Here is a 26,752-nt window from a genome sequence, read left to right as displayed (position 1 = left end):
ACGATCCCGGCGGAGGTTCATGCGTCTTTGAGCGGAAATTGGTGTCCGTTGGATGGGCGAAGTCGACAAGCTGGCGAGGCATATGCAGATCGTGGATCATCTGTCGCAGCACCGCCTGTTACGACGCCTCACAGACCAAATTTGGAGGGGCCGTCAGTTCACATGCGTGTAGGCCAGATCCACCAAATTTCGACGCAATTCAGGGCCAAACAGGTGTTCCTTTTGGAATCTACTTTCCTCGGATTCTGACTGTCCGTCCAGAAAATGGAATTCACCACCCAGAGCACAGTTGAATATCCGGTCTTCCAAAATCAGAGTTTGTGCATAAGCTTGGGGATCGCCTTGTTCAAAACCAGCCGCCGTGGCGAAATAGTACGCGCGGAAAATGACTTTGGCGCGCAGACCGGCCTCTTCGAAATACTCTCTTAGCGTTGCAATTCCTGTAGCAGACAACTCTGTGTCAACAGCTCTCGAATGCTGCCCGCCCCACTCGTCAATTGCATCGCCGCAGCTTAGTTGCGGGTAGCTTGCGCGCTTTTCAGGAAAAAGGGGCGGACATTCCGGTCCGGCATACCTGCATGCCAACAGAAACATCTCGCGAAAATACGTATCCTTTGGTTTGCGCCTGAGCAACTTGCGATATGTCAGTGCCGCCAAACGGTTCTCTTTGATTTGAAGTTGGGCAAACCCCAAGTATTTCAAAACCCAAAGTTTCTCGGGCTGGATTGCAGCAAGATCGCTCATGTACACGGCCATCTCATCAAACCGTTTCATGATCCGAAGCAACTTTGCCTTTTGTTTCTGGGCGTAGTCATCTTTCGGCGACGCTTCCAACGCGCGGTCCGTGGCTTCCAGAGCAGCGGTGTAGTCTTTCAGATTTGCCAGAACAAAACCCTTCAACGACCAGGATGCATGACCCGCGGGGTCAATCCGGGTGCCGGCTTCGGCGTCCCTCAATGCGTTCGGCCAGTCTTTGAGCGCAATATAGGCCCGGCTTCGGTTTCGATACATCAAAGCCAGATCTTCATCGTTGAGAGGCCATTGTGCAATGACATCATCGCAGGCCGCGATGGCCGCATGCGAGTCGGGGCCGGGGATTTTGCAGATATCAAACACGGCATAAAATTCTGCGGTGCGCTGCTGCTGCAAATACACCCAGCCCAACGAGGCGGCGGCCACAAGAACGGCCACCGCTCGGGTCAGAAATCTAATTTGGGTATCGCCGCCTGAAAGTTGATTTGAGCCCATGAAAACAACCAGAAGTAAGAACTCTCGCAGGGTTCGCACTTTGGCTTACAGCTGTCCATCGGAATAATCCGTGCAATCTGTTTGGGTGATCTGATTACATCAGATCGTTTTCGACATCCTCGGCTGATATACCCAGTGCATCCAACCCGTTTTCCAGATGGTCCGACAGGTGTGGTGTTCCGATCAGATAGTCGGCGCAGGGGGTCGAGGCCTCGGACCTCGCCGTGGCGATGGCCTCGGCCAGATCTTCGGCGAAAAAGCTTTCGCGACCAATCCACATGATCGCAACCAATTCAGCCTGCTCATCCTCGCTCATGCGATCTACGAATGCGCGCAATTCGCCTTCGGCCCGGTCCAGTTCGCGCCCCATCATGGCGACCTGAGCAACCTTTCTTGCCGAGATTTCCAGCATTCTCCAAACTCCTCTGTCCGCTGTTCGAGCTTATCACAATCATCCCGGGCAGCGCCCGTCTTTGATCTTACGCAAACAAACGGTGATCGTTCGCAGAGTTACCGGCAAGTGGTGCAACCCGATCCCGATCGGGGTCATCCCCGGCTCACATCCGGTTTGCGCGGGACTGGTGGCCGCCGGAAACCAGCACCCTTCAGCCACAGTCTGAACGCCTGCCAATGGATCAACCCCAAAACGCGGCGTGCGCCCAAGGGGCGTCTCAGCATAGACCATAGGATCGTTTTGTTGGTCAGTGGACGACGACGCCCAGCGAGAGTGGCAATTAATCCGCCCTTATCGCGCCCGTAGTCGATCCAAACACCAACGCGATCCTCCCGGTAGTCAAAACGGAACGTATATCCACCCGTCCGCGGCTGAAACGGGGATACGTGCAACTGCTTCTGCGCGGTCAGTCGATCCGAAGGCGCAATCCGGGACAGGTCAGGTTTGTGGCAGACATAGCTGTGGCGGGTGCCGTACGTGTTCGTGACCTCAACCACCACCGCATAGAACGTGCCTGCCTCATCAAAGCAGAACCAGAAGCTGACGGGATTGAAAACATGGCCCAGAACACGCGGCTGGGTCAGCAACGACAACCGCTTAGGCTGTGGCAACTGAAATTCTGCAAACCTGTCGCGTACCCACATGGCCCCGCGCCCCATTCCGGGCGGGCCACCATGGTCACGATCGCGGACGCCGGTCAGATTTACCCGATTGCGCGAGAACAACATAGGCGTGCTTTGGTCAAGCTCGGGGTCAAGCAATACGTAATCCACCGAATAGCGAAATCCGTTTTCAATCGTCCCCTTCCGCCCGTGATAGGTATGGGCAGCGATATGATCGACACTGCTCATTCCGCTGCCATCCGTGCCGCGTCGGAGCGATTGATCCCTTCGGCAACATCAACCGCGCTGGCCAACCCGTCCTCGTGAAAACCGTGCCGCATCCACGCACCGCAAAACCACGTTGAATTCGCCCCATTGAACTGCCTGATCTCGTCCTGCGCATTCAGGGCCGCAAGATCAAAAACCGGATGGCGGAACACGGCCTCGTCGTAAATCAGGTCTTCCCGAATGCGGCGGCGCGAGTTGAGGGTTACGAACATCGGATCGTCATCCGGGATCGGTTGCAGCGAGTTCATCCAGTAGGTGATATCGACGCGGGTGGAATCGGGGTGGGCATCCTCGGTATGCACCCAACTGGCCCAACATCTGCGACGGCGCGGCATCACGGACGGATCCGCATGCAAAACCACATCATTGGGCTGATATCGGATTGCGCCAAGGGCCGCGCTTTCCTGAGGCGTCGGATCAGAAAGAAGCGAAAGCGTGTCATCGGAATGCGTTGCAAATACGATCAGGTCGAACCGCTCCCACTCGCCCCCTTGCGCCTTCACCTGAGGTCCGTCGGCCATCCTGCGGACGCCGTCGATTGCCGCCCCCAGCCGAAGATCGACCTGCTTTTCCCGCAACACGGTTTCCATGCGCCTCACATACTCGATCGAACCGCCCTTCACCGTGTACCACTGATGATCCTGACGGGCCTCCAGCAATAGATGATTGTCGAAAAACCTGATCATCGCATGTGCGGGGAAATCCAGGATTTTCTCCTTGGGGGTTGACCAGATCGCACCTGAAAACGGCTCCAGGTAATATGAGCGAAACCACTCTCCGGTTCCCAGATGCTCCAGCAGTTCGCGTACTGTTATTGATCGGTCGTCAATGAAATCGACGGCTCGGCTGTTGAACAGAAACAAATCCCGCAACATACGTAAAAATCGCGGCTGGACCAGATTGCGGCGCTGCGCGAACAGGGCATTCGCGCTGGACAGTGAATATTCCACGGCCCCGCCCCGCGCGGAGACACCAAAGCTCATATTGCTTTCGACAATCGGAACGTCCAGGCGATCGAACAACCGAACAAGATTTGGGTAAGTCGCCTTGTTGAACACGATAAACCCGGTATCAACGGGCTGATCGCCCCGTTTTCCCGCCACTTTGGTGCGGGCATGGCCACCAAGTCTTGGCGCGGCTTCAAACAGGGTCACCTGATTGGTGTCCGCCAAGAGGTTTGCAGCACCCATCCCGGAAATACCGCCGCCAATGACTGCGATTCTTCGTGGCGCCCCGGACATCTGGTCAAATGTCATTCCGTTCTCCGACTATCTTTACCAACAATTACGCAGATGAATGAAATCCGGATGACTTTTTTTACCGAACTAACTGATCCGGTTTGGGAGATCGTGCGTATTAGGTTTATGTTTACCGAGATGGACCCCGCAGATGAGATCCAGCCGGCCGAAGTTGAGGCCGGGTGTTTTCGATGTGAACACAGACCGAAACAGACCGGCAAGGCTTTGGTGAACAAAAGAAGTAACAATAAGGACACGCAAGGCGAATGGGTGGTTCATGTTCTGCGCATTCGAGACGCGCAGGACAAGGCGGCCTTTGCTGAGCTGTTTCGCCATTTCGCCCCGCGGGTCAAAGCGTTTCTGATCCGCTCGGGATCAGATGCGGCACTGGCCGAAGAGTGCGCGCAGGAGGTTATGGCAACCTTGTGGCACAAGGCCCATCTTTTTGATCCCGCGCGCGCGTCTGTGGCCACATGGGTCTTTACCATCGCGCGCAACAAAAGAATTGACGCGTTGCGAAAACAACGCCGCCCCGAACCCGAGGATTTGTACTGGGGGCCCGAGGCTGAACCGGAACAGGAAGCAGTGATATCGCTGCAACAGGAAACCGTGCAGTTGCGCAGTGCCATGAAGGGCCTGCCGGACGCACAAAGGGAGCTGATCGAAAAGGCCTATTTCGGCGATCTGAGCCATCGCGAAATTGCCGCCCAGACGGGTTTGCCGCTGGGCACGATCAAATCCCGGATCAGGTTGGCGCTGGATCGCCTGCGCCACGCGATGAGTTGAGTACAAGATGATGAACGAAAATATCAAACACCACCTTACAGACGATTTACTGATGGCCTATGCAGCCGGCGCCTTGCCCGAAGCGTTCAACCTGATGGTGGCGACGCATGTATCCCTGTGTGACCATTGCCGCGCCCGTGTTGAAAGCTTTGATGCCGTCGGAGGCTGCGTGCTGGAAGAACAGAACGCCACAGAAAGCCTGAGCAACGATGCGCTTGCCGCCACTCTGGCGCTGATTGACAAAGGTCCGCCACAGCCAAAGCCAACCCAGGCAACTTGTGACGTGTTGCCTGCCCCACTTCAGGATTACGTGGGCGGCAGAGTCGGCGATATCCGCTGGAAATCAATTGGCATGGGCGTAAAGCAATCCATTTTGCCAACGTCGAAAGATGCCTCGGCCCGGCTTTTGTTCATCCCTGCCGGGGCTGCGGTGCCGGATCATGGCCATCGCGGCATCGAGTTGACGATGGTCCTGCAGGGTGCTTTTTCAGATGAGGTTGATCATTTCGCCCGTGGCGACGTGGAAATCGCCGATCAGGAATTGGAGCACACGCCGGTGGCCGACATTTCAGAAGATTGCATCTGCCTTGCAGTCACCGACGCGCCGTTGAAGTTCAACAGCCTGATACCGCGGCTGGTGCAACCTTTCCTTCGGATCTGAATGCGCTGCTAGGTCTTGCTCAACGGGACCACATTTGCGGCCTCGTCCGGGGCCAGTTCCTCGAAGTCAAAATTGTCCAGCCTCTGCGCCCTGCGGCCTGCCTTTTCAGCGCTGATCTTGATCTCCGAGATATCCTTGGCTGCCTGACCAAAGTGACGGTCCAGATTGGCCACCCGATCCCCCAGACGTTCGACGTCCTTGTGCAGCAGGCCCAGTTCCTTGCGAATTGCCCCGGCCTGCTCGCGCATCCGCGCGTCTTTCAGGATCGCACGCATGGTGTTCAGCGTCGCCATGCAGGTGGTCGGGGATACGATCCAGACGCGTTTGGCAAAACTCTCCTGCACCAGTTCGGGGAACTTCGCATGCAATTCGGCATAGACCGCTTCGGACGGCAGAAACAGCAACGCCCCATCAGCGGTTTCACCATCAAGGATATATTTCTCGGAAATGTCGGTGATGTGCTTGCGCACAGTACTGCGGAACATCTGGACCGCTGATTTCAGCTCCATGTCATTCGTGGCGCCGATCAGGGCCTCATACGCCTCCAGTGGAAACTTGCTGTCGATCACGATTGGACCCGGAGGGTTTGGCAGGTGGATCAGACAATCCGCCCGCTTGCCGTTCGACAACGTCGCCTGCAGCGAATAGCTGTCAGATGGCAGCGCCTTGGACACGATGTCGTTCAACTGAATTTCGCCAAACGCGCCGCGCGTCTGCTTGTTCGACAAGATATCCTGCAGCGACAGAACATCACCCGACAATTTGGTAATGTTGTCCTGCGCCTTGTCGATGGTTGCCAGCCGCTCCTGCAGTTGCGTCAACGAAGTCGCGGTCTGTTTCGACGACCCATGCAGGGTTTCCTTCATCCGTTCCTGCATCTCGGCCAGAGCGCGGGCGGATTTCATCGCATTGTCGGCAAGCCGGTCGTTCATCTGCTGCTGTACTGAGGACAGGCGCGCCTCGACCGTCTGGATTACCTGTACCTGCGCGTTGGCCTGAGTGTCCGAGACATGTTGCAAACCGCCGCGCAGCTGCTCTTGCCCCTGCCCCAATTGCTGAACATGCTGACCCAGATGGGCGAGTTGCTGCGACAGCGGCGCTGCCATCCGCGCGGACCGGTTTGCCGCGCGCAACGACAGAAACAGCAGGAACAACACCAAAATCATCAGTCCCGCCCCGACCAGACCAGCCAGAACGATCGGATCGCTCAGAAAATATTGTGTGCCTGCAATCTCAATCATCTCAATCCACGTGTTCTTGTTTTGTTTCTTTCCGTATACCCCTTGGGCACCGCGGGATCAACTGCGCCCGAACAGCCGCTCGATATCGCTCAACTTCAGTTCCACATATGTCGGCCGCCCGTGGTTACACTGCCCGGAGTGAGGCGTCGCCTCCATCTCGCGCAGCAAGGCGTTCATCTCTTCGGCGCGCATCCGGCGTCCTGATCTGACCGAGCCATGGCAGGCCACCCGACTGAGGATCGCTTCGATGCGGGCCTGCACAGTCTGGCTTTCACCCTGATCAGACAATTCGTCCAGAATGTCGTGAATCATCGCAGCCGCATCAACTTCGCCCAGAATTGCCGGGGTTTCACGCACCGCTACCGCACCGCCCCCAAACGGCTCGATGGTCAGGCCCAGACCGGTCAAATCGCTGGCAACTTCCATCAGGCGCGCGCAGTCACCCTCTGACAGCTCCACAATCTCGGGGATCAGAAGCGCCTGTGCCGCAACGCCGTTATCCGCCATCTGGCGTTTGAGCTTTTCATAGACCAGCCGCTCATGCGCCGCGTGCTGATCAACGATCACCATGCCATCCGCGGTTTGCGCAATGATGTAATTTTCATGCACCTGCCCACGGGCCGCGCCAAGCGGCAGGTGCTCGGCAGGCTGAGGAGAATCTTGCACCTCGGGCTCTTGCCGCACCTCGGGTTCAACAACACTGCCGCTATAGTCCCGCGCGATTTCGGCAAAACCCGGGGACTGTGCCTGAAACGCTGCCCGACGCGCCGCCTGCGACGGGCGGTCCATCTGATACACACGTGCGGGTTCGGCTTTGTCCGGCTCAGGTCGCATCGCCCCCAGTGTCGCCCCAGCAACCGTGGTAGACGCACGATGGCCCGCATCCACCAATGCGTGCCGCAAGGCAGAAACGATCAGGCCTCGTGCGACACCCGGGTCGCGAAACCGCACCTCGGATTTTGCCGGGTGCACATTCACATCGACCAGCATGGGATCGCAGTCGATAAACAGGGCCGCCGCCGGGTGCCGGTCACGGCTGAGGAAGTCGAAATAGGCCGCCCGCAACGCCCCGGTCAACATCTTGTCCCGCACGGGCCGCCCGTTGACAAACAGGTACTGCGCAACAGCCGCGCCCCGCGAATAGGTCGGAAGCGCCGCATACCCGAAAAGCCGAACGTCTTCCCGCGTGGCATCGATCCTCAGGGCATTCTCGGCGAACTCTCGGCCAAGTATCCGCGCCAGTCGGGCGTGAAGCGCGTCAAACAGGTCTCCGTTTTCCCTGTCAGCACGGAATACCACCCGTCCCTCACCCCCGCCCGAAACATCGCGCAGGGTGAACGTGATCGACGGTTCCGACATTGCCAGTCTCTTGACGGTATCGGTTATGGCCTGTGACTCGGCCCGGTCCGTTCGCATGAACTTGAGCCGCGCCGGCGTGGCAAAGAACAGATCGCGCAGTTCGACAATCGTACCCGCCCGCAGAGCTGCGGGTTTCACCGGTTCGATTTTACCACCGGAGACGTGGATCATTGCCGCCTCACCTCCGGGGACACGGCTTGTGATCGTCAAACGCCCCACTGCGCCAAGCGAGGGCAGCGCCTCACCCCGGAACCCGAATGTATGGATGTTCAACAAATCCGACCCGTCGATCTTTGACGTCGCATGACGGGCAAGCGCCAGCGGCAAGTCGTCAGGCGCGATGCCGCAGCCGTCGTCAGTGACACGAATAAGCGTCTTGCCACCGCCGGAAATGTCTATGGAAATTCGGGACGCTCCGGCATCGATGGCGTTTTCTACCAGCTCCTTGACGGCAGAAGCCGGGCGTTCAACCACTTCACCCGCTGCAATGCGGTTGATCGCGGTCTCGTCGAGTTGGCGAATGACCGGACGATCTTCGCGGATATTGGGGTTTGCCTGCGCCATACCTCAATACCTAGCATGGCCAGCTACGATTCTGCCACCGGTTTGATTGGCATGAACAGGTCAGAAAGATGCACTAGAATCGTTTCGTCCGGCTAATCCCGTGGGCCAACCTGATCGGTTGGTATCCGCGTGCTGGACTGGCCGGACGAACGTTGGTGAGTGGTGGTCATCCAATTGGTTATGCCGCAACACGTAGCATAGACGTGTTTCCAAATCAGCCAGAGCGCAAGCGATGTGTAATTTGAGCGATGTTCAGCCGATGTGCCGCAAAAGACACTGGCAGGAAAGCGCCAAGTCAAGACTGAATTGGCGCCCCTGCGCGGGTCCGGCATGGCCCGAAAATTGCCGCCAATGCGAGTATCAGGCCCGACATGGTTGCGATCATACCGGCTGCGCTGACGGCCTCGGCGCCACCCAGCCAGATCGGACCGTACCCGGCCAGCACATATCCGGAAACGGCAGAGGCAACGGCGAGACCGATACTCCAGATTATCTGTGCCTCCAGACGATTGGTCATCATCCGGGCAGCTGCCGGTGGGCAAATGAACATCGCAATAACGATGATCGAACCCACAGCGTCAAAGGCGGCAACTGCCGCAACTGCTGCGGTCACGACCAGTGCCATACCCAGCAGATTGGTCCGGATGCCGATCGTGCGGGCGAACCCCTCGTCAAAGGTGGAAATCTTGAGCGGGCGCCAGAACAGCCAGGTGAAAAGACTGACACCCACAAGCGCCAGTGCCATTCGGGGCAATTCTGCTGGCAAACCGGCCAGTGCCTCGGGATCAAGCAGTGAAGACCAGCCGGTTGCATCCAGCCAGATCAGGCTTTCAAGATTGCCGTAAAGCGCGTGTTCTACATCCAGATGCACGGTCGATGTGTCGGTCTGCTCCAACAGCAGAACGCCTGCAGCGAACATCGTGGTGAACACCACACCCATCGCGGCGCCTGGCTCGATCTGACCCAGACGGCGCACCGCCTCGATCAGGACGACCGCCAGAACGGCCGCCCCGGCAGCGCCCAGCATCATCGGCCAAGTGGAAATGGCACCGGTCAGCAGAAACGCGACCACGATGCCGGGCAGCACCACGTGGCTGATGGCATCCCCGATCAGGGCCTGTTTGCGCAAGACCAGAAAATTCCCCGGCAAAGCGCAGGCGATGGCTGCGAAGACGCCAATCAGAAGCGGTGTCAGTGAAAGGGGTACAAATTCTTCACCGCTCATGGCCGAACCTCTTGTGGGCCACCGATCCGGCGGTCGATTTCATCGATCTGATCACGGGTCAGCACCGTTTCGATATCGCGAAGCCCGTCGTAAAGCGCCGCTGCCGCTTCGTGCGCCTGATCAGCGCGAACGATTTCCCAGCGATTTTCGTCGCGCAGAGCCTTGGCCGCGCGTGCCTTGCCCGCCTCGGTCACAACCCCATCGGCACGCACCAGACCGGCGCGGCGCAGCAGGCGAAGGGTCAGTGGTTCATAAATCTGCTGACCTTGCGCCAATGCCAAAAGCCCCTGCCTCATGTGGACGCGGCGCTGGAATCGCAGGTGGCGCAAGACTGCGGCCAATACCCCTCGCACCGGTGCAAAGAACAACGACAGAGCGAAAAAGGCAAAGCTGACAAGGACGATGATCGGACCCGTTGGCAGATTCGGAGCCGAAGCCGACAGCGCCGCACCAAGATACCCGGCCAGCCCACCGGCAAGACCACTAAGCAAGACCACGCGATCCGACCTCTCGGACCAGAACCGGGCCGTCACGGGTGGAATGATCAGCAAGGCGACGATCAGGATCAGCCCTACGATCTTGAGACCCACGACAGTGACCGCCATGACAAGCCCCATCATGGCCAGATCGATGCGCCCGACCGGCAGCCCGCGGGCCGCTGCGTATTCCGGGTCAAACGCCACCAGCATCATCGGGCGGCGAATGATCATGACCAGCGCCAGTGTTGCCGCCCCGCCAAACGCGATGATCAGCGCATCCGCCCATAGCATCCCTGCGGTCGATCCCAGCAGGAAACCCTCCAGCCCTGCCTGACGACCAGACCCCATGGTCTGGATAATTGTCAGAAGGACAACACCAAACCCGAAGAATACAGACAGAACCGCACCGATGGCGGCATCTTCGGCCAGCCGCGTGCGGTTGGTCAGCCAGTTCATGCATAACAGGCCTACCCAGGCCGAGATGGCCGACCCGGCGAGCAATCCGATCAGGTTGCGCCCGTCTGCGCCCAAGGCAACCATGGCCATGAAGGCGATACAAACCCCTGGTAAGGTCGCATGGCTGATCGCATCGCTGACCAAAGCGCGCTTGCGCAGGAACAGAAATGTGCCCGTCACGCCAGCAGAAACACCCAGCAATGTCGCACCAATGGCAACCAGCGTGGCGTTATAGCCAAGCTGAAGAGTCAGAGCATCCCAAAGCATGAATTATCCCAAGGCGCGTGAAATCTGATCGATCTGCGCTGTCGCCAACCGCCCTCCATAAGCAGCTTGCAAAGTTTCGGCTGTAAAGGCATCGGCGACCGCGCCTTCGGCAACTTTACGCGTGTTGATCAGAAATACATGGTCGAAATAGTCGGTCACGGTGGCAAGGTCATGGTGAACCACCACGACGGTTTTGCCGGCCTGTTTCAACGATTTCAGAACCGCGATGATCGCCTTTTCCGTTGCCGCGTCCACACCCGCAAACGGCTCGTCCAGAAGATAGAGATCGGCGTCCTGCGCCAACGCCCGTGCCAGAAAGACCCGCTGTTGCTGTCCGCCCGACAATTGTCCGATCTGCCGACCCGCGAAATCGTGCATGCCGACCCGATTGAGGCAATCCATCGCCTTGGCCACGTGGCGCGCACGAACCCGCCCCAACAAACCCAATTCATGATTGAGCCCCATAAGGACCACATCCAGAACGCGCGTCGGGAAATCCCAGTCAACGCTTGCCCGCTGTGGCACATAGGCAATCTGACGTCGCTGTTCATCCAGCGGCTTGCCAAACACTGTGATCTGACCCGAAAGCGGTTTGACGATCCCCAGCGCCGCCTTGAGCATTGTGGATTTACCAGCCCCGTTCGGCCCGATGATCGCCGTCATCGCCCCCGGCTGTACGGTCATATCCACCGAGAACACGGCAGGCTTTTGACCATATGACACCGTCAGCCCCCGAATACACAGCGGGCTGTGTCCCGGTTCGTCCTTGGAAAGGACAGTACCTTCGCTGGCCGCAAGCTCAATCATTCCTCAAAACCCCGCCGAAAGCTTGCTGTCCATGCCCCGCGCAGGAACGTCGGCCCCTAGAGCACCCGCAATCACGGTGAAATTGTGATCCAGCATGCCAAGATAGGTGCCTTCATACGTGCCCGGCTCACCCATCGCGTCCGAGAACAATTCGCCACCGACACCGACCTTGTGCCCTCTGGAAGCTGCGCCTTCGATCAGAGCCCGCATCGAGCGGTCAGAGACCGAGCTTTCCACAAATACCGCAGTCAGCTTGCGATCAACCAAAGTGTCGACCAGAGCTCCGATGCGATTCAGCCCGGCCTCGGACTGTGTTGATATTCCCTGAATACCCAGCACCTCGAAGCCGAAATCCTGCCCGAAATACCCAAAGGCATCATGGGCCGTAACCAGAACGCGGTTTTCTTCGGGAACCTCGGACAATACGCTATTTGCATATTCCACCAGACGGTCGATATCGGCCAGATGCCGTTCAGCATTGGCAGCGAAGGCATCCGCAGCCTCAGGCCGCGCCTCGGTCAGGGCCTTTTGCACTTCGACAACTACATCACGCCACAAAACCGGGCTCATCCATACATGCGGATCGTATTTGTCTGCATAATCATCGTGGGCGCGCAGTTTGGATTTGTCGACGCCCTCGGCCACCGCAACAACGTTCCGCTTCCGCCCCAGGTCGTGAAAGAACTCTTCCATCTGCGCCTCAAGATACAGGCCATGCCACAGAACCAGATCGGCGCGGGTCATCGCCACGATATCGGTGCGGGTCTGGCGATAGGCATGCGGGTCGACGCCCGGCCCCATCAAGCCCTTGACCTCGACCTGATCACCCCCGACCTGACGCGCGGCGTCGGCGATCATGCCCGTGGTCGCGACCACTTTCAGTGGTGCCTCGGCCCAAGCCGTCAGTGGCAATGCAGCCGCAAAAGCAAGCGCTGCAATAAAGCTGCGACGAATCATTTCCGACCCCTTTTCGGTATCTCTTGAGAATGAATATGCGAACCATTCGCAACTAAGTCAACGCTATTGCGAATTATTCGCAAAAAAACGCTCAATTTGTCCAAATGGTCAAAATTTTCCCACATTGGGAACGGGTGCACCTTCCATTCCTGTGTCTCACGTGCGATTTTGGCGCAAACCTCCCAAAGGAAGCGATGATGGAAACGCAGAGCCTTGAACGCACCGCGCATCTGCCGCAAGTGACCGAGCCCAGAAACCCCGGAATGGCCCTTGATCTGGACTGGGTGCGCGCCGTGCAGGCCAACACCTCGGCGATCGAGCGCCGCGCAGCGACCCTGCCCGGTCGGCGGTCAGTGAAAAAAGATTATCAGGCGGCGTGGCTGCTAAAGGCGATCACCATGATCGACCTGACCACCCTGTCGGGCGATGACACGGTGGGACGCGTACGCCGCCTGTGCGCCAAAGCGCGCCAACCGGTTGCGTCGTCGGTTCTGCAGGCGTTGGACATGCCACCGATCACCACCGGGGCCGTCTGCGTCTATCACGACATGATCGAAACAGCCGTCGAGGCGCTGAAGGGCACCGGTATTCCGGTCGCCGCGGTATCCACCGGATTTCCGGCGGGCCTGTCGCCATTTCACCTGCGCGTGGCCGAGATCGAGGAAAGCGTAAAGGCCGGGGCCGAGGAAATCGACATCGTGATCTCGCGCCGCCATGTGCTGTCGGGCGACTGGCAGGCCCTGTACGATGAGATGAAGGCGTTCCGCGTCGCCTGCGGTGATGCACATGTCAAAGCCATCCTTGCCACCGGGGAACTGGGCAGCCTGCGCAACGTCGCGCGCGCCTCTCTGGTCTGCATGATGGCGGGCGCCGATTTCATCAAGACCTCGACTGGCAAGGAAAGCGTCAACGCCACTTTGCCAGTGTCACTGGTGATGATCAGGGCGATCCGCGACTTCTATGATCGCACCGGATATCGGGTTGGCTACAAGCCAGCGGGTGGGATCTCCAAGGCCAAGGACGCGCTTGTCTACCTGTCGCTGATCAAGGACGAACTGGGCGACCGCTGGCTGGAACCGGACCTGTTCCGCTTTGGCGCGTCGTCACTGTTGGGCGATATCGAACGACAGTTGGAACACTATGTCACCGGGTCTTACTCGGCTGGCTATCGTCACTCCATGGGCTGAGGACAAGAACAATGACAGTCAAAGAGATTTTTGAGACCATGGATTACGGCCCCGCCCCCGAAAGCGCCGCCGAGGCGCTGGCCTGGTTGGTCGATCAGGGCGATAAGTTCGGCCATTACATCGACGGCAGCTTCACCAAGCCCGGCAAAGGGTTCGACAGCCGCAATCCGGCGACCGGAGAGGTGTTGGCTAAGCTGACACAGGCGAAGCAAGCCGATGTGGATGCCGCCGTTGCAGCAGCTCGCAAGGCCCAGCCGAAGTGGGAAAAACTGGGCGGCGCAGGTCGCGCGCGGTATCTTTATGCAATCGCGCGCCTCTTGCAGAAGCACTCGCGGCTGTTTGCAGTGCTGGAAAGCCTCGACAACGGCAAACCGATCCGGGAATCGCGCGACATCGATATCCCCCTGGTGCAGCGGCATTTCTATTACCACGCAGGCATGGCCCAACTGATGGAAAGCGAAATGCCCGATGCTGAGGCACTGGGTGTCTGTGGTCAGATCGTGCCATGGAATTTCCCGCTGCTGATGCTGGCGTGGAAGATTGCCCCGGCGATCGCGATGGGGAACACGGTGGTTCTGAAACCGGCCGAGTACACCTCGCTGACCGCATTGCTGTTTGCCGATATCTGTTCGCAGGCCGGGTTGCCCAAGGGCGTGGTCAACATCGTAACTGGCGACGGTGCGGTGGGTGAGATGATCGTAGCCTCGGACGTGGACAAGATCGCCTTTACCGGCTCGACCATTGTGGGCCGCCGTATCCGCGAGGCAACCGCTGGCTCGGGCAAAGAGCTGACGCTGGAGTTGGGTGGCAAGTCTGCCTACATCGTCTTTGACGACGCCGATATTGATTCAGCTATCGAAGGTCTGGTCGATGCGATCTGGTTCAATCAGGGTCAGGTCTGCTGTGCGGGCTCCCGCCTGCTGGTTCAGGAAGGCATTGCCGACCGGTTCCACGAAAAACTGCGCGCGCGGATGGATAAGCTGCGTGTGGGAGACCCGCTGGATAAATGCATCGACGTGGGTGCAGTTGTGGACCCGGTCCAGTTGCAGACCATCAAGGGTATGGTCGAAAGCAACACGGTCGGCCACGTGCATCAGGCGGCGTGCGAACTGCCCGTAAATGGCTGCTATTACCCGCCGACCCTGATATCGGGCCTCGAGACCTCGGACCCGTTGATGCAGGAAGAGATTTTTGGCCCGGTACTTGTTTCGTCCACGTTCCGCACCCCTGAAGAGGCGGTGGAGCTGGCTAACAACACCCGTTACGGGCTGGCCGCGACTGTCTGGACCGAAAACGTGAACCTCGCGCTGGATATCGCGCCCAAGCTGGTTGCGGGCGTGGTCTGGGTGAACGCCACCAACCTGTTCGACGCCGCTGCCGGATTCGGCGGCGTGCGAGAAAGCGGCTTTGGCCGTGAAGGTGGCTGGGAAGGGCTGACGGCCTACACCAAGCCCAAGGGTAAGGCCAAGCCGCTGTCAAAGGTCGAAGCGGCCACCGGCGAAGGTGCACCGATCGACCCGATTGACCGCACCGCCAAGATGTATGTCGGCGGCAAGCAGGCGCGGCCTGATGGCGGTTACTCGAAACCTGTCTGGGGCAAATCCGGCCTGCTGGGTCATGTGGGTCTTGCCAATCGCAAGGATGTCCGCAACGCGGTTGAGGCTGCGGCGGGGGCCAAGGGCTGGTCCAAGACCACCGGCCACTTGCGGGCGCAGATCCTTTATTACATCGGCGAAAACCTCTCGGCCCGCGCCGATGAATTTGCCACACGCATCGACGCCATGACCGGCAAGAAGGACGGCGCGAAAGAGGTCGAAGCCTCGATCCAGCGCCTGTTCACCGCCGCCGCCTGGGCCGACAAATATGACGGTCAGGTGCATGGCGTGCCGATCCGAGGTGTCGCCATCGCCATGAAGGAACCAGTGGGTGTAATCGGCGCACTTTGCGCGGATGAGGCACCTCTGCTGGGTCTGGTCTCGGCCATGGCTCCGGCAATCGCGATGGGCAACCGGGTGGTTCTGGCAGCATCCGAGCCTTACCCACTGGCGGCGACCGACTTCTACCAGATTCTCGAAACCTCGGACGTTCCTGCGGGCGTGGTAAACATCCTGACCGGCAGCCACGCGGAACTGGCGAAACCGCTGGCTTCGCACCTGAATGTCGATGCGGTCTGGTCGTTCTCGTCCACCGATCTGTCAAAAGAGATCGAGGTTGTCTCGGCCGGAAACCTGAAACGCACCTGGGTCAATAACGCAACGTCCTTTGACTGGGGCGTGGACCACAGCAAACGCTTCCTTCAGGCTGCGACCGAAATCAAGAACATCTGGGTGCCCTACGGAGAGTAGGGCTCCCGCTTCAGGGAGGCCTACATGAATTTTTCAGACGAGTTTGCGGGCAAGGCCGTAATCGTGATCGGCGGCACCAGTGGCATCAACCGCGGCATTGCCGAGGCCTTTGCGGCCTCGGGTGCCAGAGTGGCCGTCGCAAGCCGCTCTCAGGAGAAGGTCGACGACACTGTCGCGGCACTCAGCGCTGCAGGCGCAGCCGAAGTAATCGGTGTAGCATTCGACGTGCGCGACCCCGATGCTGTGGCGGAGGGTCTGAAGCAGTTTCACGATGCATTCGGTGATATTGACATCCTTGTTTCGGGCGCCGCGGGTAACTTTCCGGCTTTGGCCGCGGACATGTCCGTCAATGCGTTCAAGACCGTGATCGACATTGACCTGATGGGAACCATCCACGTGATGAAGGGGGCTTACCCCTACCTCAAGCGTCCGGGCGCCTGCATCATCAACATATCGGCCCCGCAATCCTATCTTCCTTACGAGGGGCAGGCCCATGTCTGCGCCGCTAAGGCAGGTGTCGATCAGATCACCCGCACGCTGTCGATGGAATGGGGCATCGAAGGCATACGCGTGAACTCGGTCGTTCCCGGTTTCATCGAAGGTACCGAAGGGGCCAAACGGCTGGCCCCAACCGAACAGGCCGAACAGATGTTTCGAGCGGACGTGCCCCTTGGGCGCTGGGGTACCACGGATGATGTCGCGAATGCCTGCCTGTTCCTCGGGTCGGATATGGCCAGCTATATCAGTGGCACGGTACTGGCTGTTGACGGGGCGCTTTATCAGCGCGGGTCCGGCCGGTTTGGTCAGATGATGGGAGAGATGCTGCGCGGCATGAAAGGCAAAAGGGGTTGAGCAACGCTCAACCCCCGCTAATCAGTTGGTTGTTTCCAGCCCCTCTGGCTTGCCCACAACTGTGAAATGCAGCCCCTCCGGGTCCAGCAATTCCTTTGCGACCCGGTTTGCATCTTCCAGCGTCACCGCGTTCACCTTGTCGTTCCGAGTCGCGATATAGTCGATAGGCAGACCCTGCATCTGCATCCCCACCATAATCCCTGCGATCTGGCCGTTGCCGTCGAACCGCAATGGATAGGCACCGGTCAGATACGTTTTGGCATCCTGCAGTTCCTGTTCTGTCACGCCCTCGCTGGCAGCGCGTTCCCATTCGCTGCGGATGACATCGATTGCCTCTGCAATCCGTCCATTGGCTGACGACACTGAACCAAGATAGACCGAGGCGAGATCCTTGGGCACGAGATAGGAATAGACCCCATAGGTCAGCCCGCGCTTTTCCCGAACCTCCTGCATCAGACGGCTTTCAAACCCGCCTCCACCCAAGATGTGATTCAGCAGATATGCCGCAAAGAAATCCGGATCGTCGCGGTCGATACCTTTTTGAGAAAACAGGGCGACCGACTGTGGAGTGTCAAATTCGACCACGCTGACACCGCCCGGAATATTGACCTCGGCCTTGCCGGGGATCGGCTTGCCGGTCTCGGGCAGGTCCGCCAGCAGCTTGTCCAACAACGCACCGAGTTCTTCCGGAGTAATGTCGCCAACCGCACCGACATAAAGCCGGTCTTTGGCAAAGACACTGTCATACGCTTCAACGATGTCATCGCGGGTCAGTGCGGAAACACTTTCTATCGTGCCCTTCCCGTCCGAGGCATAGGGATGGTCACCATAAGCCATTCGGGCAAAATTCAGCCCGGCAATGTCATTGGGGTCAGTTTCATCGGATTTCAGCCCCGACAGGACCTGAGCGCGCACCCGGTCGACCGCATCCTGATCAAAGCGCGGCTCGTGGATCGTCGTGCGCAGCAGATCGACCACTTCATCGCGGTTCTCGGTCAGAAACTGCGCAGAAATCGCCAACGAATCGTCCGTTGCCTTGTACTGGAACGAGGCAGCCAATGACTCAAGCTTGCGCGTGTAAGCCCGGGCATCCATGTCGCCTGCGCCTTCCTCGATCAGTCCGCTCATCAGATAGACACCGCCCCGCTTGTCCGGATCATCCAGAGAGGTACCGCCGCGAAAGCGGATTTCCAGCGCGGTGAATGGGATCGAGTGTTCTTCGACCAGCCAAGCCTTGATACCACCGGGGGATGTCACTTCCTGAATCTCGACCTCGGCCCAGGCAGGCAGCGCCAGAAAAACCGCAATCAGTGTTGTGAAGAAGGTTTTCATTGGGTCACCTCGTCATCACGCATCAGCCAACCTGTGACCGATCCTTCGGGCTGCAACACCTCGCGGGCGGCGGCGATAATTTCCTCTCCGGTCACGGCCTGCAGGATTTCGGGCCAAGCCTGAACGTCCTCAACCGTCAACCCGCTGGTCAGGGCCTGACCGTACCGGTTTCCGATGCCGTCCACGTTGTCGCGCGCATAAACCTGTGCCGCGCGCAGCTGCATCTTGATCCGGTCAAGGTCTTCCTGCCTTACGCCTTCGGCTATGAAATCAGCTACGGCCTGATCCATAGCCTCCTCGGCCTCTTGCAGGGAAACGCCCTCGGCCGGAACGATAATCAGATCAAAGGTCGTGTCATCCAACGAAACACCGCGATAGAACGCCCCGGTATAGACCGCTGTCTGATTATCGAATTGCAGCTTTTCATTCAGATATGAGGTCGTCCCGCCGCCCAGCAATTCCGCAAGAAGAAACAAGGCGGCAGCCTTCTCCTGCTCGCCGGCGTCCCGTTCCGGCGCCAGATAGCTGCGCTGTACATAAGGCTGCGCGACCCGCGGGTCCTTATAGGTCAGGCGCCGTTCCGCCGTCTGAGGTGGCTCTTGCGATCGCACACGCTCTGGCAGATCAGGGTTCGCAGGAATAACGCCATAATATTCCTCGGCCAGCGCCTTTACCTCTTGCGGGTCGACATCACCGGTAACGACGAGAATTGCATTATTGGGGGAATAATAGGTCTGGTAGAAGGATAACGCATCCTCCATATCCAGCTCTTCCATCTCGTGTTTCCAGCCGATGATCGGCACGCCATAGCGATGGTTGAGATATTGCGCGGCATTCATCTGCTCGCCAAACAGGGCGCGGGGATTGTTTTCGGTACGCTGGTTGCGTTCTTCCAGAATCACATCGCGTTCCGTTGCGATATCGCCTTCGGTCAGGCGGATGTTGCGCATCCTGTCCGACTCCATCCGCATCATCAGTGCCAGACGGTCAGCAGCAACACGTTGATAATACGCGGTGTAGTCATAAGACGTGAACGCGTTGTCATTGCCCCCATTGGCCGCAACGGTGGCCGAAAACTCACCCGGTGCCAGCGTGTCGGTCCCTTTGAACAGCAGATGCTCAAGAAAATGTGCCACACCAGACGAACCTACAGGTTCATCCGCCGAACCCGCCCGGTACCAGACCATATGCTGCACCACCGGTGCGCGGTGATCTTCGACCACCACGACGTCCATACCGTTGTCCAGCGTAAAGGTTGTCACCGCTTCCTGCCCGTCCAGGGCAAAAAGCGGAGTAGCGGTAAGCAGGGCGGCTGACAATGCCAAAGCCCGGACCATGCGGCGTCCTCCGTTTCGTTTCAACAGTCAACCTACGGCGCGGACGCGCGGGATCAAGAGTGATGACGAAAAGTTAAGGATTATTCACCAAATGGCGGGGCTGACGGTGTGCCAAGCCCCTGCTTGCGCAATGCGTCCGTCTGTTTGTAGGGGTCCAGCGACTGCTTGCGATAAGCCTGTTCGTACCGGTCCACCGGGAACAGGCGGATACGCGTGAATCGCGACTGACGCTTGCGGAACTCGGCATCTTCCTGTGCCAGTTCCTGACGGGTGTTTGGCGGAACGCCATAGCGACTGGATGCCGTCACCAGGGCCTGATCCGTTGACGGTACGGCCCGCGCCGGATTCAGCGCCGCAGCGTTTCCGCCCAAGGCAACAACAGCGTCTTCGGTCGGATTGGGATCTGTCAGATTCGCCCCACCCGGCGTCGGGGCCGGAAGAAAGGAATAATCTTGGGGTTCGGTCAACGGCTTCACCGGCAGAACCGCAAATTCATCCGGACCCGCACCCTGAGGTCGGATATCCTTGAGCCCTTTGCTGGAACAGCCCGCAACCGTTACGGCAGCGGTCAGTATGATTGTCGCCAGCGGCATCCGCATGGTCATCTCCTGCCTGTTTCAGGCGCTTTTATCGCATTTCATCCGGCGCGTCACGAGGCCTTTTTACCGTCAAACAAAACCAGACCGATAGCCCCGGCAAAAATGAATACATCCGCCAGATTGAAGACAAAAGGATTGTTGATACCGCAGCAGGACATGTTCAGAAAATCCAGAACATATCCGTACAACAAACGGTCAATCACATTGCCCAGCGCACCGCCAATCAAAAGGCCCCCGCACAACAGCATGACCGTCGAACGCGTGCCCCGTCCGAGCCAGACGAGTACGGCCACACAGACCACGACCGAAATTCCGATCAGAATCCAACGCGCAGCGTCACCGTTGCCCTGAAACAGACCGAAATTGATGCCGCGGTTTTCGCCGTACAAAAACACCAGATACGGCGGCAGCACGTCAATTCCGTTGGGCTTGTCGGCGACGCGCATGACATGCACGACCAGATACTTGCTGATCTGGTCGATCAGAAACGCCGCCATCCCGGCCCAGAAGAGAATTCCGTAACGCATCAGTGTCGGAAGTGCCGCATGCCGGTAAAGACCATCGCAAGACCAGCCTCATCCGCCGCCACTATCACTTCGTCATCACGCATCGAACCGCCCGGCTGGATCACGCAGGTCGCGCCTGCCTCGGCGGCTTCCATCAAACCGTCAGGAAAGGGGAAGAACGCATCCGAAGCGACGGCCGAGCCGATGGTCAGCGGCTGCGGCAAGCCCAGCGTGTCTGCCATGCGTTCGGCCTTTTTGGCCGCGATCAGGGCCGAATCGACACGACTCATCTGACCCGCACCCACGCCAACGGTCGCACCGTCTTTGACATAGACGATGGCGTTGGACTTGACGTGCTTCGCCACTTTCCACGCGAACAGCAGATCGCGCATCTGCTCGTCGGTCGGTGCCTTTTTGGTGACGACCTTCAGATCATCCATGCCAACAAAGCCGTTATCCTTGTCCTGTACCAGCAGGCCACCCGCTACCTGACGCACGGTCTTGCCGCCCACCGTCACGTCGGGCAGGCCCTCGGTCGTCAGCAGGCGCAGGTTTTTCTTGGCCGCAAAGATCGCCTTAGCCTCATCAGACGCACCAGGCGCGATCACCACCTCGGTGAAGATGCCGGTGATCTCCTGCGCGGTTTCCGCGTCCAGAGGCTGGTTCAGCGCAACGATGCCGCCAAAAGCCGACGTGCGGTCACAGTCGAACGCGGCTTTGTATGCCTCAAGCAGAGTCGCGCCTTTGGCCACGCCACAGGGGTTGGCGTGTTTGATGATCGCACAGGCAGCACCGTCGGCGGGGTCGAACTCGGCCACCAGTTCAAAGGCCGCGTCGGTGTCGTTGATGTTGTTGTAGCTCAGTTCCTTGCCCTGATGCTGAATGGCGGTCGCAACGCCGGGGCGACCCGTGCCATCGGTGTAAAACGCCGCCGACTGGTGGCTATTCTCGCCATAGCGCAGGGTCTGTTTCAGCTCACCCGCAAAGGCGCGACGGCGCGGAGCCTCGGCGGCCAGCGCATCGGCCATCCAGTTCGAAACAGCCGCGTCGTAAGCGGCAGTGCGGGCATAGGCCGTCTGCGCCAGAGTTTGACGGAACGCATAAGAGGTCTGGCCATCATTGGCCGCCAGTTCAGCCAGCAGCGCGTCGTAGTCCTGAACATCGACCACCACATTAACAAAGGCATGGTTCTTCGAAGCCGCGCGGATCATCGCAGGTCCGCCGATATCAATGTTCTCAATGCAGGTGTCGTAATCGGCCCCTTTGGCCACGGTCGCCTCGAACGGATAGAGGTTTACCACCAGCAGATCGATGGCACCGATGCCGTGTTCATTCATCGCCGCCACGTGACTGTCGTTGTCCCGCAGGGCCAGCAGGCCACCGTGCACCATCGGGTGCAGCGTCTTGACCCGGCCATCCATCATTTCAGGAAAGCCGGTGACCTCGCTTACGTCCTTCACGGCAAGTCCCGCTTCGCGCAGCGCCTTGGCCGTGCCGCCGGTCGACAGCAGCTCGACCCCGCGCTCGGCCAGCGCCTTGCCCAGCTCGATCAGCCCGGTCTTGTCGGAAACGGAAAGCAACGCGCGGCGCACGGGGTGAAGATCGGTCATGGGTCCAAAGGTCCTTTTGGCGTCAGTCAAACTCGGGCTCGTCCCGGTGCAGGTCGCGCACGGCATAGGCTGTATCCTGTGCCTTGCTCAGCGTCCACCGGATGCGCGTCGCATACTCCATTGCGCGACCAGATAGAACGATCTGTTTTGTCGCGCGTGGCTTTAATCGCCCGTTTTCGAGATAAACACTTGGCGCCAGAGACAATTTACCGCCGTTTTCATGCCGGAAAACCCAGATTTCTCCGCTTTTGAGCGCCATGGAAACGGCTGCACCGCCCAGATCCACCGCCGCGTCGACATCCGGATGAAGGTGCAATCTGATGTCGAAACCGATGCCGTTCAGTCCCGAACTGTCCATGGCCTGATCAAACCGGCGCCTTGCCTTGTCGCTTAGCGCCAGCAGGATATCCTCGCCCGCCAGTTCGCGCCCATCAAAGCGCAATTGCAGAACGCGCGCATGTGTCAGGCCAAAAACCTTGACATAGCCATCGTGGCCGCCCTGCAGTTGTACCCCTTCAAAACCCTCTTCAACTTCAACCGGAACGTCGTGCGGCGCGTCAATCAGCGCCTCATGGGCCGTCCCCCTCAGCGGCTCTGATAGGCGCGCGCTGGAGTAACCATCAAGACACAAGGTGGAATGCGAGGGTGTGGCCCGTCCGGCCCGACGCCAATCCAGACCAAAACTGGACCCCGATCCGCAACTGACGATCAAAGGACGCCGCCCAGATGTCAGTTCGAACGCCAGTGTGGACGCGTGTCCGTTATACGATGCGGCACCGTTGGGCGGCGCGCTGGCATCGACAATGACGCTGGTGCGCCCGGCGGCCAAACGCGCATAGCCCATCGACAGCCCGACAGGATGCTGTGGCTTTACACCGCTCTGCGCGAGGGCTTGATCCAACCGCCCGTCGACCCCCCGGCCGCCACCATGAAACCGCGCCAGCGCCCCGTCAGCATGGCGCAGGCTGCGCAAGGTGGGCGCAATCCGCTTGATTGCCTGCGTCTGCGCCGCCGGTGTACCCCGCCCCACCTCATGCAGGGCCGCAGCCGTCCAAGTGAGCAGGGTGAAAACCTCCAGCAGTTCCTCGGGATTGCGGGTTGGAATGCCGCCTTGTTCGTCGATCTGGCGATCACATTCACCGGCCAGCGCCCGCAAGGCCGGATCGGCCAAGTGTTCCAATCCTTCCAACGCCAGACCGGCGTAGATCAGACCGGCCAGAGCCTCGAATCGCGGCAACCCCGGAGTGGTCGCCTGCCAGCGTTTGGACAGAAACCAGGTTTGTTGTGAAAGCGAGCGAAAGAATAAGCGGCTCTGATCCTCGCTGGCCCCGCGCAACAGAAAGACCGCGTGATTGATCCAGCGGATGACCCGGCGCCCCGTCAGATTTGGAACCCAGCCCGGACCTTGTCCGCGGCCGTGCTCTTCGATCCAGCCCCAGACCCAGCGTTGCGCCTTTTCCCGCGCGCGTGCATCCCCTACTGCGGCCAGATCATCGAGCCATGCAAAACCATGCCGTTCCTCGTCAAAGGCAGCTGTAGGGGCCGCAACGTCCCACAACCCGGTGTCCTGCGCTTCGACGAGATACCCGGCAAAAAGCAAATTGCCCGCCACCAGTTGCCGCCCCCGCGCAAACGATCCGACAGTGCGCGGCTCGGGCTGACCGACAAAGCCCTTAACCCCTTTTTGCCTTTGGCTGAGGCGCGCATAGAGACGGTTCTGAAACCGCATCCATCGTCTGACCATGGTTTCCGGATTCGACATGGTTCCCGTTACTCTGCCTCACACGCTCTGGGGCGTTTGAGGCAACGATAGCCGGGGAATTTCGTCGAGTCACCGAAAAGCGTCAACTCAGACCGATTTGCGCAGGCAGGCGACATAAAACCCGTCCATCCCACCGGCCTCGGGCCAATAGTCAGGGCGCAGACGCAGGCCGCCTTCCTCGGTGACCCAGCTGCCCTCAATGCCCGGCAGGTGCAGCGCCGCGCGGTCGATGGTCATATCCGGGTGTTCGGCCAACGCTTCCTCTACCTGCACTTCGCCCTCATCGGGCAAAAGCGAACAGGTGCAATAAACCAGACGCCCGCCCGGCTTCAGCAAGGTCCAAGCATGCCGCAGCATGTGTGCCTGCAGCTCGATCAGACCACCGAATTCGGACCCGTCCTTGGCATGCGGCAAATCCGGGTGCCTGCGGATCGTACCCGTGGCGGAACAGGGCGCATCCAGAAGTATGGCGTCATACTGGCCGGAATGTTCCAGCGCATCCCCAACAAGGATACTGGCCTGCAGGCCAGTGCGCGCCAGATTTTCGCGCACTCTTTTCATCCGCGCCTCGGAAACGTCCAGCGCTGTCACTTCTGCCCCGGCGGCGGCAAGCTGCATCGTTTTTCCACCCGGCGCGGCGCACAGATCCAGCACGTTTTCCCCGGACTGGGGGGCCAGTACCCGCACCGGCAACGCCGCCGCTGCATCCTGTACCCACCATTCACCCGCAGCGAAGCCCGGCAGGGCAGACACCTGCCCGGCGTCCCGCAGCCGTACTGAACCGGTCGGCAACTCCTCACCACCCGGACCTGTAACACCGGGTTTGAGCGTCACGTCCAGTGGCGCGCCGTCGAAATGCGCTCGCTCCATTTCCTTTACCGCGTCCTGACCCCAGGCCTCGATCAAAGGCTCACGCAGCCAATCCGGCAAGCGGGGCACACGCATCTTGGGCCACGCATCCGGCCCATCCGCTGCCACTTTGCGCAATACCGCGTTCACCAGCCCCTTGAGGCGCCCATGCTTGCGCGACCGCCCGACGATCTCGACCATGGAGTTGACCACACCATGCGCCGCTTCTCCCTGACACAGTTCGACCGTACCCAGCCTAAGAGTATTGAGAACCGTCAGATCGGGGGTTTTCCGCAGATGCCCTTCAAGCAGGCGATCAGCGCGTTCCAGCCCTCGCAAGGTTTCCAGCGTCAACCGCTGCGCCCGCGCCCGATCTTCGTGGCCCAGACGATCCAGCGCGCCCGCTGCAAGGCATTCGGATAGCAATCGCCTCTCGCCCAGAATCTGATCCAAAAGATAAATTGCGCTGCGCCGTGCCGTTGTTGCACCGTCCGACATGTTCCCGCCTTTTTGACTGTGACCTGCGCCCGCATTGCCTTGGGCCGACGCGGGCGTATATCAAGGGCGTGCACGGAAAGGAACCCAATGCCATGAGCGACAAGCAACAAGACCTGCCCCCTGCTGCACAACGCGCGCTTGCCGAAGCAGAGGAGCGCCGCAAGAAAGCCGATGCAGCGGCCAAGACGGCACCCAAAGAACTTGGCGGTCGCGACGGACCGGACCCCGCCCGATATGGCGATTGGGAAAAGAAGGGGATCGCGATCGATTTCTGATCCCCGCTTCGGGGGCTCAGCCTTTGGCCCGAAGAGTTTCAGCAAAGTCCCAGATCAGCGCTTTTTGTTTCTTCGAACGGGCGCGCTCTTCCGGCCATGTCAACCAGTACCCGTCTTTGGTTTCCAGCTCGGGCAGGTCCAGCCGCAACAGCACACCCGACGCCAAATGGCTGCGCGCTAACGGGGCTGACCCCAACACCGCACCCAATCCCTGCTGCGCCGCCGTCAGCGCATGTTCCATCGAATCCACACTCAGCCGCGCAGCGGGAGGTTCGGGTAACCCGGCATTCCGGGACCAGTCGCGCCACCCCGGCCTTTCGCCGCGCAGCTCGATAACACCATCATCCAGGCTCACACCCGGAGCGACCATGGGCACCAGCACTTCGGGCGCAATCAGAGTGGCCTCGCGTCCCAGCCAGTTGCCACGCCCGTACCGGATCTGCAGCCATGTCCGCTCTTCATCCAGTGTTGAACGGCGCGCCACCGAGTCGGTCACCAGCCTGACCTTGGGCCGCTTTTCGTGAAAGGCCGCGACGCATGGCAGAACCAATGCGTGCACATGCGAACTCAGGGCAGCTACCCTCAGCTCGCGTGGCGATTTACCAAACAGGTCTTCAGTGTTTTGTTCCAGTGCAGACAGGCTGTCTTGCACCATCGGCAAATAGCTTTCGCCCTCGACTGTCAGCGTCACGCCGCGCGCCTCGCGCACGAACAGGGATCGGCCAAGCCATGCCTCAAGGTTGCCGATCCGCTGGCTGACAGCAGCCTGCGTCAGCCCGAACTCGCGCGCGGCGGCGGAAAAGCCGCCCAGTCGGCCAGCGGCCTCAAAGACCCGCAGCCAGTCAAGCGGCGGCAATCCGACCTTTTTCTTAGCCATTAGAATTTCCAACTCTCAGGCGGAATAAGGATTAATTGTCGTAATGCCATGTCGGTTATATTTCCACAAGCACAGCCCGCGCCGAACAGGA

General features: G+C 59.5%; 24 protein-coding genes. 6 read left to right on the top strand and 18 right to left on the bottom strand.

The window, feature by feature from the left end; genetic code table 11:
• Positions 1-153: 153 nt before the first annotated feature.
• From ACR0NW_RS20275 to ACR0NW_RS20260, 4 genes are all read right to left on the bottom strand, one after another.
• On the bottom strand, positions 154-1,248 hold the full coding sequence (locus tag ACR0NW_RS20275) for a tetratricopeptide repeat protein (protein ID WP_480452424.1): 1,095 nt from the start codon (positions 1,246-1,248) through the stop codon (positions 154-156).
• Between the two features lie 94 nt (positions 1,249-1,342).
• Positions 1,343-1,660 carry a DUF3775 domain-containing protein gene (locus ACR0NW_RS20270; RefSeq protein WP_170655855.1) on the bottom strand — a complete coding sequence of 106 codons (318 nt, stop codon included), beginning with the start codon at positions 1,658-1,660 and terminating at the stop codon, positions 1,343-1,345.
• A 134-nt stretch (positions 1,661-1,794) separates the two neighbouring features.
• Positions 1,795-2,553, bottom strand: coding sequence for a DUF1365 domain-containing protein (locus ACR0NW_RS20265; RefSeq protein ID WP_480452422.1), 759 nt, complete (start codon positions 2,551-2,553; stop codon positions 1,795-1,797).
• Positions 2,550-3,848, bottom strand: a complete 1,299-nt coding sequence (locus ACR0NW_RS20260) for an NAD(P)/FAD-dependent oxidoreductase (protein ID WP_480452420.1) — start codon at positions 3,846-3,848, stop codon at positions 2,550-2,552. Before ACR0NW_RS20260 ends, ACR0NW_RS20265 begins: the two co-directional genes overlap by 4 nt.
• Positions 3,849-3,956: 108 nt before the next feature.
• Here ACR0NW_RS20260 and ACR0NW_RS20255 point away from each other — a divergent pair, with 108 nt between their 5' ends.
• On the top strand, positions 3,957-4,616 hold the full coding sequence (locus ACR0NW_RS20255; RefSeq protein ID WP_480452459.1) for a sigma-70 family RNA polymerase sigma factor: 660 nt from the start codon (positions 3,957-3,959) through the stop codon (positions 4,614-4,616).
• 10 nt (positions 4,617-4,626) lie between these two features.
• Complete coding sequence (locus ACR0NW_RS20250; protein WP_480452419.1) at positions 4,627-5,277, top strand: ChrR family anti-sigma-E factor; 651 nt, start codon at positions 4,627-4,629, stop codon at positions 5,275-5,277.
• Positions 5,278-5,285: 8 nt separating this feature from the next.
• Here the strand turns inward: ACR0NW_RS20250 and ACR0NW_RS20245 are convergent, their stop codons facing one another.
• From ACR0NW_RS20245 to ACR0NW_RS20220, 6 genes are all read right to left on the bottom strand, one after another.
• Complete coding sequence (locus tag ACR0NW_RS20245) at positions 5,286-6,518, bottom strand: DNA recombination protein RmuC (RefSeq protein ID WP_480452417.1); 1,233 nt, start codon at positions 6,516-6,518, stop codon at positions 5,286-5,288.
• Between the two features lie 57 nt (positions 6,519-6,575).
• Entirely contained in the window at positions 6,576-8,441 is a 1,866-nt protein-coding gene (gene mutL, locus ACR0NW_RS20240) for a DNA mismatch repair endonuclease MutL (RefSeq protein ID WP_480452416.1), read from the bottom strand.
• 295 nt (positions 8,442-8,736) lie between these two features.
• The gene (locus tag ACR0NW_RS20235; RefSeq protein ID WP_480452414.1) at positions 8,737-9,666 is read right to left on the bottom strand and encodes a metal ABC transporter permease; all 930 of its coding nucleotides are present in this window, start codon (positions 9,664-9,666) and stop codon (positions 8,737-8,739) included.
• Positions 9,663-10,868 (bottom strand): metal ABC transporter permease, encoded by a 1,206-nt coding sequence (locus ACR0NW_RS20230; protein ID WP_170655870.1) that lies wholly within the window; start codon positions 10,866-10,868, stop codon positions 9,663-9,665. Before ACR0NW_RS20230 ends, ACR0NW_RS20235 begins: the two co-directional genes overlap by 4 nt.
• A gap of 3 nt (positions 10,869-10,871) precedes the next feature.
• Positions 10,872-11,675, bottom strand: a complete 804-nt coding sequence (locus ACR0NW_RS20225) for a metal ABC transporter ATP-binding protein (RefSeq protein ID WP_480452412.1) — start codon at positions 11,673-11,675, stop codon at positions 10,872-10,874.
• A gap of 3 nt (positions 11,676-11,678) precedes the next feature.
• Positions 11,679-12,632: a metal ABC transporter solute-binding protein, Zn/Mn family gene (locus ACR0NW_RS20220; RefSeq protein WP_480452411.1), complete on the bottom strand. Its 954-nt coding sequence runs from the start codon at positions 12,630-12,632 to the stop codon at positions 11,679-11,681.
• Between the two features lie 197 nt (positions 12,633-12,829).
• Here ACR0NW_RS20220 and deoC point away from each other — a divergent pair, with 197 nt between their 5' ends.
• The 3 genes from deoC to ACR0NW_RS20205 are packed head-to-tail and all read left to right on the top strand — an operon-like array spanning position 12,830 to position 17,016.
• Entirely contained in the window at positions 12,830-13,819 is a 990-nt protein-coding gene (deoC, locus tag ACR0NW_RS20215) for a deoxyribose-phosphate aldolase (protein WP_170655876.1), read from the top strand.
• A gap of 11 nt (positions 13,820-13,830) precedes the next feature.
• Positions 13,831-16,164, top strand: a complete 2,334-nt coding sequence (locus ACR0NW_RS20210; protein WP_480452409.1) for an aldehyde dehydrogenase family protein — start codon at positions 13,831-13,833, stop codon at positions 16,162-16,164.
• A 24-nt stretch (positions 16,165-16,188) separates the two neighbouring features.
• Positions 16,189-17,016, top strand: a complete 828-nt coding sequence (locus tag ACR0NW_RS20205; protein ID WP_480452408.1) for an SDR family oxidoreductase — start codon at positions 16,189-16,191, stop codon at positions 17,014-17,016.
• A 21-nt stretch (positions 17,017-17,037) separates the two neighbouring features.
• Here the strand turns inward: ACR0NW_RS20205 and ACR0NW_RS20200 are convergent, their stop codons facing one another.
• The 7 genes from ACR0NW_RS20200 to ACR0NW_RS20170 form a co-directional block, all read right to left on the bottom strand.
• Positions 17,038-18,348 (bottom strand): M16 family metallopeptidase, encoded by a 1,311-nt coding sequence (locus ACR0NW_RS20200; RefSeq protein WP_480452407.1) that lies wholly within the window; start codon positions 18,346-18,348, stop codon positions 17,038-17,040.
• Positions 18,345-19,685: a M16 family metallopeptidase gene (locus tag ACR0NW_RS20195; RefSeq protein WP_170655884.1), complete on the bottom strand. Its 1,341-nt coding sequence runs from the start codon at positions 19,683-19,685 to the stop codon at positions 18,345-18,347. Before ACR0NW_RS20195 ends, ACR0NW_RS20200 begins: the two co-directional genes overlap by 4 nt.
• Positions 19,686-19,765: 80 nt before the next feature.
• Positions 19,766-20,284: a DUF3035 domain-containing protein gene (locus tag ACR0NW_RS20190; RefSeq protein ID WP_480452405.1), complete on the bottom strand. Its 519-nt coding sequence runs from the start codon at positions 20,282-20,284 to the stop codon at positions 19,766-19,768.
• A gap of 50 nt (positions 20,285-20,334) precedes the next feature.
• The gene (gene lspA / locus ACR0NW_RS20185; protein WP_480452404.1) at positions 20,335-20,811 is read right to left on the bottom strand and encodes a signal peptidase II; all 477 of its coding nucleotides are present in this window, start codon (positions 20,809-20,811) and stop codon (positions 20,335-20,337) included.
• The gene (gene purH / locus ACR0NW_RS20180) at positions 20,811-22,400 is read right to left on the bottom strand and encodes a bifunctional phosphoribosylaminoimidazolecarboxamide formyltransferase/IMP cyclohydrolase (protein WP_480452402.1); all 1,590 of its coding nucleotides are present in this window, start codon (positions 22,398-22,400) and stop codon (positions 20,811-20,813) included. The genes lspA and purH overlap by 1 nt, the downstream gene beginning before the upstream one ends.
• Positions 22,401-22,422: 22 nt before the next feature.
• Positions 22,423-24,162, bottom strand: a complete 1,740-nt coding sequence (locus ACR0NW_RS20175) for a heparinase II/III family protein (RefSeq protein ID WP_480452400.1) — start codon at positions 24,160-24,162, stop codon at positions 22,423-22,425.
• 87 nt (positions 24,163-24,249) lie between these two features.
• Positions 24,250-25,509, bottom strand: coding sequence for an RsmB/NOP family class I SAM-dependent RNA methyltransferase (locus tag ACR0NW_RS20170; protein ID WP_480452399.1), 1,260 nt, complete (start codon positions 25,507-25,509; stop codon positions 24,250-24,252).
• Positions 25,510-25,601: 92 nt separating this feature from the next.
• On the opposite strand from ACR0NW_RS20170, the gene ACR0NW_RS20165 reads away from it, so the two are divergent.
• Positions 25,602-25,784, top strand: coding sequence for a DUF1674 domain-containing protein (locus ACR0NW_RS20165; protein ID WP_170655896.1), 183 nt, complete (start codon positions 25,602-25,604; stop codon positions 25,782-25,784).
• 16 nt (positions 25,785-25,800) lie between these two features.
• Here ACR0NW_RS20165 and ACR0NW_RS20160 read toward each other — a convergent pair whose 3' ends face one another.
• Positions 25,801-26,661: a LysR family transcriptional regulator gene (locus tag ACR0NW_RS20160; RefSeq protein WP_480452397.1), complete on the bottom strand. Its 861-nt coding sequence runs from the start codon at positions 26,659-26,661 to the stop codon at positions 25,801-25,803.
• Positions 26,662-26,752 lie beyond the last annotated feature (91 nt).

Source organism: Ruegeria sp. CF5 (genome assembly GCF_056537325.1).
This window is presented reverse-complemented; position numbering and strand designations above follow the sequence as displayed.

Bases quoted from the DNA above. Each gene is read 5' to 3' on its own strand.
- ACR0NW_RS20275 (WP_480452424.1), bottom strand. From the start codon at position 1,248: ATGGGCTCAAATCAACTTTCAGGCGGCGATACCCAAATTAGATTTCTG.
- ACR0NW_RS20270 (WP_170655855.1), bottom strand. From the start codon at position 1,660: ATGCTGGAAATCTCGGCAAGAAAGGTTGCTCAGGTCGCCATGATGGGG.
- ACR0NW_RS20265 (WP_480452422.1), bottom strand. From the start codon at position 2,553: ATGAGCAGTGTCGATCATATCGCTGCCCATACCTATCACGGGCGGAAG.
- ACR0NW_RS20260 (WP_480452420.1), bottom strand. From the start codon at position 3,848: ATGACATTTGACCAGATGTCCGGGGCGCCACGAAGAATCGCAGTCATT.
- ACR0NW_RS20255 (WP_480452459.1), top strand. From the start codon at position 3,957: ATGTTTACCGAGATGGACCCCGCAGATGAGATCCAGCCGGCCGAAGTT.
- ACR0NW_RS20250 (WP_480452419.1), top strand. From the start codon at position 4,627: ATGAACGAAAATATCAAACACCACCTTACAGACGATTTACTGATGGCC.
- ACR0NW_RS20245 (WP_480452417.1), bottom strand. From the start codon at position 6,518: ATGATTGAGATTGCAGGCACACAATATTTTCTGAGCGATCCGATCGTT.
- mutL (WP_480452416.1), bottom strand. From the start codon at position 8,441: ATGGCGCAGGCAAACCCCAATATCCGCGAAGATCGTCCGGTCATTCGC.
- ACR0NW_RS20235 (WP_480452414.1), bottom strand. From the start codon at position 9,666: ATGAGCGGTGAAGAATTTGTACCCCTTTCACTGACACCGCTTCTGATT.
- ACR0NW_RS20230 (WP_170655870.1), bottom strand. From the start codon at position 10,868: ATGCTTTGGGATGCTCTGACTCTTCAGCTTGGCTATAACGCCACGCTG.
- ACR0NW_RS20225 (WP_480452412.1), bottom strand. From the start codon at position 11,675: ATGATTGAGCTTGCGGCCAGCGAAGGTACTGTCCTTTCCAAGGACGAA.
- ACR0NW_RS20220 (WP_480452411.1), bottom strand. From the start codon at position 12,632: ATGATTCGTCGCAGCTTTATTGCAGCGCTTGCTTTTGCGGCTGCATTG.
- deoC (WP_170655876.1), top strand. From the start codon at position 12,830: ATGGAAACGCAGAGCCTTGAACGCACCGCGCATCTGCCGCAAGTGACC.
- ACR0NW_RS20210 (WP_480452409.1), top strand. From the start codon at position 13,831: ATGACAGTCAAAGAGATTTTTGAGACCATGGATTACGGCCCCGCCCCC.
- ACR0NW_RS20205 (WP_480452408.1), top strand. From the start codon at position 16,189: ATGAATTTTTCAGACGAGTTTGCGGGCAAGGCCGTAATCGTGATCGGC.
- ACR0NW_RS20200 (WP_480452407.1), bottom strand. From the start codon at position 18,348: ATGAAAACCTTCTTCACAACACTGATTGCGGTTTTTCTGGCGCTGCCT.
- ACR0NW_RS20195 (WP_170655884.1), bottom strand. From the start codon at position 19,685: ATGGTCCGGGCTTTGGCATTGTCAGCCGCCCTGCTTACCGCTACTCCG.
- ACR0NW_RS20190 (WP_480452405.1), bottom strand. From the start codon at position 20,284: ATGCGGATGCCGCTGGCGACAATCATACTGACCGCTGCCGTAACGGTT.
- lspA (WP_480452404.1), bottom strand. From the start codon at position 20,811: ATGCGTTACGGAATTCTCTTCTGGGCCGGGATGGCGGCGTTTCTGATC.
- purH (WP_480452402.1), bottom strand. From the start codon at position 22,400: ATGACCGATCTTCACCCCGTGCGCCGCGCGTTGCTTTCCGTTTCCGAC.
- ACR0NW_RS20175 (WP_480452400.1), bottom strand. From the start codon at position 24,162: ATGTCGAATCCGGAAACCATGGTCAGACGATGGATGCGGTTTCAGAAC.
- ACR0NW_RS20170 (WP_480452399.1), bottom strand. From the start codon at position 25,509: ATGTCGGACGGTGCAACAACGGCACGGCGCAGCGCAATTTATCTTTTG.
- ACR0NW_RS20165 (WP_170655896.1), top strand. From the start codon at position 25,602: ATGAGCGACAAGCAACAAGACCTGCCCCCTGCTGCACAACGCGCGCTT.
- ACR0NW_RS20160 (WP_480452397.1), bottom strand. From the start codon at position 26,661: ATGGCTAAGAAAAAGGTCGGATTGCCGCCGCTTGACTGGCTGCGGGTC.